This window comes from Kribbella sp. CWNU-51 (assembly GCF_054073265.1).
The window spans coordinates 209,152-216,072 of the sequence record NZ_JBSXMZ010000002.1 but is presented as its reverse complement, the minus strand read 5'-3'; the positions used below and the strand labels follow the sequence as shown (position 1 = coordinate 216,072).

6 protein-coding genes are annotated in these 6,921 nt (G+C 68.6%); 3 read left to right on the top strand and 3 right to left on the bottom strand.

Features of this window, described 5'->3' with window-relative positions; all coding sequences use genetic code 11:
- Nucleotides 1–696 precede the first annotated feature (696 nt).
- The 3 genes from ACXC9Q_RS01100 to ACXC9Q_RS01090 form a co-directional block, all read right to left on the bottom strand.
- Nucleotides 697–1,920 carry a hypothetical protein gene (locus tag ACXC9Q_RS01100; protein ID WP_405071192.1) on the bottom strand — a complete coding sequence of 408 codons (1,224 nt, stop codon included), beginning with the start codon at nucleotides 1,918–1,920 and terminating at the stop codon, nucleotides 697–699.
- A gap of 215 nt (nucleotides 1,921–2,135) precedes the next feature.
- Complete coding sequence (locus ACXC9Q_RS01095; protein ID WP_457054568.1) at nucleotides 2,136–3,086, bottom strand: dihydrodipicolinate synthase family protein; 951 nt, start codon at nucleotides 3,084–3,086, stop codon at nucleotides 2,136–2,138.
- 9 nt (nucleotides 3,087–3,095) lie between these two features.
- Nucleotides 3,096–4,214: a mandelate racemase/muconate lactonizing enzyme family protein gene (locus ACXC9Q_RS01090; protein ID WP_457054567.1), complete on the bottom strand. Its 1,119-nt coding sequence runs from the start codon at nucleotides 4,212–4,214 to the stop codon at nucleotides 3,096–3,098.
- A 96-nt stretch (nucleotides 4,215–4,310) separates the two neighbouring features.
- Here ACXC9Q_RS01090 and ACXC9Q_RS01085 point away from each other — a divergent pair, with 96 nt between their 5' ends.
- From ACXC9Q_RS01085 to ACXC9Q_RS01075, 3 genes are all read left to right on the top strand, one after another.
- Nucleotides 4,311–5,276, top strand: a complete 966-nt coding sequence (locus ACXC9Q_RS01085) for an LLM class flavin-dependent oxidoreductase (RefSeq protein ID WP_457054566.1) — start codon at nucleotides 4,311–4,313, stop codon at nucleotides 5,274–5,276.
- Between the two features lie 111 nt (nucleotides 5,277–5,387).
- Entirely contained in the window at nucleotides 5,388–5,870 is a 483-nt protein-coding gene (locus ACXC9Q_RS01080; protein ID WP_457054565.1) for a DUF7144 family membrane protein, read from the top strand.
- A gap of 72 nt (nucleotides 5,871–5,942) precedes the next feature.
- On the top strand, nucleotides 5,943–6,920 hold the full coding sequence (locus tag ACXC9Q_RS01075) for an aldo/keto reductase (RefSeq protein WP_457054564.1): 978 nt from the start codon (nucleotides 5,943–5,945) through the stop codon (nucleotides 6,918–6,920).
- The last annotated feature ends 1 nt before the right edge of the window (nucleotide 6,921 follow it).

Sequence of the window (6,921 nt, the reverse complement as noted above, 5' to 3'; positions counted from 1 at the left end):
CACCATCCACACCCCACCGCCTTGACACCACCCCACCCCACCTAACTAACCGGCTTTGGGGTTGACCCCTGAGTTGGTGGGTTCGGCCCCCAAATTCTCAGGGGGCAACCCACAAGCTCGGGGGTCGACCCCCGAAATATCGGGCGTCAACCCCCTGGCTTAGTCGTCGGGCGTGCACAAGGGGTCGTGGTTGTGTTTTGGCGAGCCGTGGAGCGAGGAGTCAACGGCAGCCCGGTCGTCGAGTGGATCGGGGTTGTCGACACGCCGGTTTGATCGCCTGGATCCACGACTCAGCGTCCGGTGAGGTGGGGTTCGGATCGTGGATCGGTTGGGTCTGCTCCGAGCGGCGGCCGACTGGTCCCCAGTAGGTGTCCCAGGTCCGGGAGGTGGGTGGACTGGGGAGGGAAATGTCCCTTCACGGGGGTGAAATCCTCCCCGGACGACCGGGGGGCTGAGGCGGGCGCAGCCCTGGCGCCGAGCACGGGTCCTGGCTGCAGGGGAGGCGCTCAGCTCACTTGGGCGGTCCGGGTGGCCTCGAGCTCCCGCCGGCCCAGCGGACCCAACCAGACCACCTCCCCACACATCGAGCAGTAGAGCCGGTCAACCCTCTGCCTGTCCGTTCTCCCCTCGCATACGGGCAGGCGAAGGGGCACCTTCCGGGGTTATCACCTGAAATGGGTGGGAGGTGGGGCGGGGTTACAGGCGGATGAGGTAGACGGTGGGTGGGCGGCCGGTGCGGCCGTGTTGCTGGGTGCCGGTGGGGGCGGCCAGGCCGGCTCGTTCCAGGCGTTTCAGGACGCGTCGCGCGGTACGGAGTTGGACGGCGAGGTGGTCGGCGACGTCTTGGGTGGTGAGGCCGTCGGGGAGGGTGGCGGTGAGTTCGCGCATCCGGGCCAGGGTTTGGGTGTTGAGGCCGACGCGGCGGGCCAGGAGCGGGAGGCTTTCGGTGCCGCGGGTGGTGGCGGGCTGGTCGCCGGTGGGTTCGATCACGATCTCGACGTCGTCGGACATCGACACGACGCCGGCGACAGCGCCGATCGACTCGGCCCGGCTGACTGCGCGACGGGCGAGCGCTTCCGCCTCCGCCGCCGTACGTCCGACGCCGAAACCGACGTACGCCGTACTGTGCCGCGCCGCGAGGTGGTCGAGTAAGGGCATCCGCGTGAACTGCTCGGTCGCCTGCTCGAGCAGGCCGCGGGTCGTGACGACCAGGTGCCGCCCGTCCGGCAGCGCGGCCAGGCTGCCGCCGAGCGTGATCAGGTCGCCGGCCAGGGCGTCGTCCGGCTCGGGCAGGGCGATCACGCCGAGCGCGACCTGCGCGTCCCCGACGTGTTGCCCGGTCGTGGTCAGGACCAGGGCTTGCAGGGTCGAGCGGATCGAGTACCGCGACGGGGCCAGCCGGACCGAGGGCATCTCGTTCTCGAGCAGGTGGAAGGCCGAGCCCAGACAGCTGATCGCGACCTTCGTGTCGTGCTTGTCGCGCGCGATCCGGTGGAACGCGACGATGTCGTCGGAGGTCAGGCCCGGCCGGTACGGCAGCACGTGGATCTGGTCGGTCGGCAGCTTGGCCTCGATCAGCGTCTCCAGCACCTCACTGCGGCGCAGCGTGTCGATCGAGAACTGGGTGACGTTGTGACCCAGCCGCAGCAGCTCGACCAGGGCCCGGAGCAGCGTGGCGCCGTCGTACGACACGTACATCGCCGGCCGGTCGATCACGCCGGCCTCGGTGGCGATCGTGTATGGCACGACGCCGGTGAACAGCAGGGCGTCGACCTGCTCGTGCGCCTGCTCGACCAGCTCGACGGCCTCGGTCTCGTGGCGGTAGGGAAGTGGGAGCAGGGTCGCGCCGCTCGGCGGGCCGACCGCGATCACGCGCTGCACCAGGTCCTCCGGGCCGACGACGCCGACCACGAGTGCCATCAGGCCACCGCGCCCGAGGCTGAGCTGATCTGCACGGCACTCCTTCGACTTCTGGTCTGGCCCTCAACTCGCAGAATAGCGCAGCCGACCCCGCGCACTTGACGTTCAAGGCGGTCTCTCTTAGTTTCGGTCAAGACCACAATTGCCGCCTCCGGGAGGCGGTCGCGACGGCGTCGGTGTGGTGGAGCGATGGAGGGAGCGCGCCACCCCACTGTCTACTTGTTCAGCTCCTCGAGGCAGCGGAGCACAACGTCGCGCTCGCCGGCCGGCAGCGGAGGTCCGTACGGGTCGTACGACGCCTCTTCCGGGATGAGCCTCTCCCACACGGCCGCCCAGAGCATGCGCTGGACGTAGCCCTCGATGGGTGCGTAGAAGGTCGCGGCCGCGAACCGGTCCAACCGGTCGGACGCCGTCAGGAAGCCAGCGTGGTCTCCTGACGTCCAAGTCGACAGCACAGTGGCCGACAGCGGGACCTGCGCTGCCGCGATCCCGACGAGCGCCGTGTCCGCGCCCCACATGAACGAAGGCCCGTACATCCGGTCCTCACCGGTGATCAGCAGCTTGCCCGTCCCACGTCCCGCCCAGATGGCATCCTGACACCCGATAGCGCGGTCCAGCGTGGCAGTCTTCACGCCGAGCATGGAGTCCAGGCCCAACAGATCGCGGATCAGCGCCGGCGGGTACGGATACCCACCAGCCTCGCCATGTAGGTAGAAGCCGACCAGTGGCAGCCCACTCTCCGCCGCCACCCGCTCGTGCAGCGCCACGACCTGTGTATGCCCATCCGGCAACAAACCCAGTGCAGCCAGCGGATAGACCATCACCGCATCGGCCCCACCCGCAGCGGCCTGCAGCGCCATCGCCACAGTCGCGTCTGCCGCCTCCTGCAGACTTTGTGCCGAAGAAGACCGCGGTACGCCGACTCCCGCGACAATCGGGACGTCAGTAGCCGCCCGCCACGTCTCCAGCACCTTCGACCGGTCAGCCGGAGACAGGTAGAGCCCACGCCCGGTATGGGCCCACACCGCGACCCCACCGATGGACTCTGCCGTGAGCGCACCGGCGTACGCGGTCAGAGCGTCGTACGCGACGACGCCGTCGGAGTCCATCGGCGTGACGACCGCTGGGAGCAGCGTGCCACGGAGTTGCTCGACGAGTGGGTGCATGTGGACCTCTCAGACGTCGTGGCCGAGGCCTGGGCGCTTCGGTACGTCGATCCAGCCGTCGCAGTCGGCGAACACGCTCGGAGCCAGCGGATCCTCGTCGACCATCAACGGCCCGACCAGATCCGCCGCGACGGTGGCGCCCGGTACGGCGGCGGCCAGGTGGACCGCGGCCAGTGTGGCCACGCCCAGCTCCGGCATGGAGCCTACCTTCACCGCGAGCCCGGCCGCCTCGGCCACGTTCGCGATCTGCAGGGCGCGATGCAGTCCGCCGACCTTGAGGATCTTGATGTTCAGTACGTCGGCCGCCCCGCGTCGCGCGATCTCCAGAGCGTCATGCAGCGAGTGCATGCTCTCGTCGACCATGACGCGTACGTCGAGACGCTCACGCAGCCGCACGAGCCCGGCAAGGTCCCAGCGTGGCAGCGGCTGCTCCAGCAGTGTCAGGCCGGCGTCGGTCATCTTGGCGAGATACGGCAGCGCAGTGGTCGCGTCGTACCCCTCGTTGGCGTCCAGACAGAGCTCTGCGTCGGCGGGGATGACCGCACGGACCGCACGGATCAGTTCGAGGTCCTTGGCCGGCTCATGGCCGCCCTTGACCTTCAGATGCCGGAAGCCCCTGGCCGCGTACTGCGCTGCCTCGGCGGCCATCTCATCGAGCGTGCCGAGCCCGACCACCCAGGTCGTCTGCACGCGCTCTCTGATGCTGCCGCCGAGCAGCGCGTGCACCGGCCACCCGCTGAGCTGTCCGGCGAGGTCGTAGAGCGCGATGTCGAGGCCGGCCTTGGCCACCTGCTGGCCACGCAGGACGGTGTCCATCACCACGTGCGCACCGGCCCGGTCGAGCGGATCGCGGCCGATCAGGGCGGGCGCGAGGTGCTCCTCGATGGCGGCGGTGACCCCGGCCAGCGTCTCGCCGGTGTACGCCGTCATCGGCGAGGTCTCGCCGATCCCGATCGCGCCGTCGGCGGTATGGATCGCGACGACCAAGCTGACCAGTTCGGTGCTGATCCCGCTGCTGATCTGGAACGGCCGGCGGTAGCGCGCGCTGACCACCCGGGTCTCGATCGCGCTGATCCGTCCAGATCCAGTGTCGGTCGGCAACCCGACCGGATGCGATGCAACACTCAATTCCGGCTCCTAGGGTCGCAATCTGATCCGAAAGCATTTACGGTCAAGACCGTAAATACCGCGAGCGCTCTCTGTCAACGGAAGGCGGCACCCCCGATGCGGCTGGGTCTCTATCTGAACCTCTACGGCACCACCGACGAGCGGCCGTCGCTCGAGGACGCGGTCGAGCAGGCGCGGCTGGCCGAGCAGGCCGGTTTGGAGTGGATCGTGCTCGGCGAGCGGCACCTGCACCGGCCCGGGTACCACGAGATCCTCACTTCGCTGACCTGGCTCGCCGCCCGGACCGAGCGGATCGGCATCGCCACCGCCGGCATCGTCGCGCCGCTGTACGACCCCGTCGTACTGGCCGAGACGCTTGCGCACATCGACGTACTGTCGGGCGGGCGGCTGACCGCGGGCTTCGTGCTCGGCTACCGGCCGGAGGAGTTCGCCCTGTACGGCGTGACGCAGGCCGAGCGGGTCGCACGGTTCGAGGAGTGCCTGACGATCCTGACCCGGTTGTGGACCGAGGACGAGATCACGTACGACGGCAAGTTCACCAGCATCCGGGAGGCGTTCCTGTCGCCGCGCCCGGTCCAGACCCCGCGCCCGAAGTTGTGGAACGGCGGCCGGGTGTCCGCGATGCTCGAGCGCACCGCGCGGATGTGCGACGGCTGGACGACGTCGTTCAACGAACTCGACTCCGACCTCCCGGCCAAGATCGCCGAGTACCACTCCTACCCGCGCGGCGAGGGCACGCTCGGCGCCGAGGTGATCCTCTGCCGGGAGGGCTTCTGCGGGCCGACGTCGCAGGACGCGCGGCAGGCTCTCGAAGAGCCGCTGCGCGACCTGTACGACGCCTACACCGGCTGGAAACGTACGTCGGCGGACGCGAGCCGCTACACCCAGGGCTGGGACGACATCACCGCCCGCAGCGTGATCGGCTCGCCCGCCGAGTGCAGTGAGCGGCTGGCACACTACGAGGAGATGGGCGCCGACGGCATCGTCCTCCGCATCCAACCGCCTGGCATGCCCCAATCAGACGCCCTCAAAGCCATCGAATCCTTCGGCGAACTGCTGTAGGTCCGGTCGCCCGCGTGCTTCCGGGCTGCCGGCTTGCGGGGCGGCCTTACCTGCCGGATCGTCGTAGCCTGAGGGATCGGGAGAGGGTGGGTCCACCTGGAGGGGGTCGCGATGTCGGAGCCGGAGGACAACCTCGGATCGCACCGGCGGCCGGCGGAGGTCGAGGTTCCCGAGTGGCCGAGTCGTTGGGTCGGATGGATCCTGTTCGCCGGCGTGATGATGATCGTGCTGGGGATGATCCACGCGTTTCAGGGGTTCATGGCGCTGTTCGACAACACGTACTTCCTGGTGCGGACACGAAGCCTCGCGATCCACCTCGACTACACGGTCTGGGGCTGGATCCATCTGGTCGTCGCGTTGTTGGTGCTCGGGTCCGGGATCGCGCTGCTCAACGGCCGCCTGTGGGGGCGGATCGTCGGGGTGGTGGTCGCGGTGCTGAGCATCCTGGTGAACATCGCGTTCCTCGCGGCGTACCCGATCTGGTCGACGATCACGATCGCCCTCGACGTCGTGGTCATCTGGGCCCTCACCGTCCACGGCGACGAGATGCGCGTCATGCTCGAGCGCAGGTCCGCAGGCGGCACACCACGGTGATCGCGGCCACGCCCGCCCGCCACGGAATAGAGACTTGAGCTGGAGTGCACTCCAGCACCTAGCGTCGGGGGAATGGACTACAGAAATCTCGGAGCCACAGGGCTCAAGGTCAGCGAACTGTGTCTGGGCGCGATGATGTTCGGCGCCCGGACGGACGAGAGCGACAGCCGGAAGATCCTGCAGGTGTTCACCGATGCGGGCGGCACGTTCATCGACACCGCCAACATATACGGCGACGGCGCGTCGGAGGAGGTTCTTGGACGGTGGCTGAAGACGCAGCGGCGTGCGGACTACGTCATCGCGACCAAGGTCTGGGGGCCCGCCGGACCACGGCCGACTGATCGGGGCCTGTCCCGCAAGCACATTCTCGATGCTGTTGACGCCAGCCTGCGGCGACTGGGTACTGACTACATCGACCTCTACCAGCTCCATCTTTGGGACGACAGCACTCCGCTCACCGAGAGCTTGTCGACCCTCGACGGTCTCGTGCGGTCCGGCAAGGTCCGCTACATCGGGGTCAGCAACTTCCGCGGCTGGCAACTGCAGAAGGCCGTCGACCTGTGCACCCAGCATGGCTGGGAGCCGCTCGCCAGCCTCCAGCCGCTCTACACGTTGCTCGATCGCTCTCCTGAGTGGGAACTGCTCCCGGTCTGCCGGAACGAGGGCCTCGGCGTCATCACCTGGTCCCCTCTGCGCTCGGGGTGGTTGTCGGGCGCGTTCCAGCGCGGCATGACCGCGCCGCCCGCGGACAGCAAAGTCTCCACTCCCGGGACGCACTCCTGGGACCGCTATGGCAACGAGCACACCTGGCACGTGATCGACGAACTGACGGCGGTCGCGGCGGAGGCCGGCCGTACCCTCCCGCAGGTCGCAGTCCGCTGGCTGATGCAGCGCCCGGGCGTCACCGCACCGATCATCGGTCCGCGTACGCCGGCGTACCTCGACGATCTCCTCGGTGCCACGGATTTCTCGCTGGCCCCGGAGCAGATGGAACGCCTCGATGTCGCGAGTCGGCCGGAGTCTGTTCCGTACCCCTACTTCTTCGACTGAG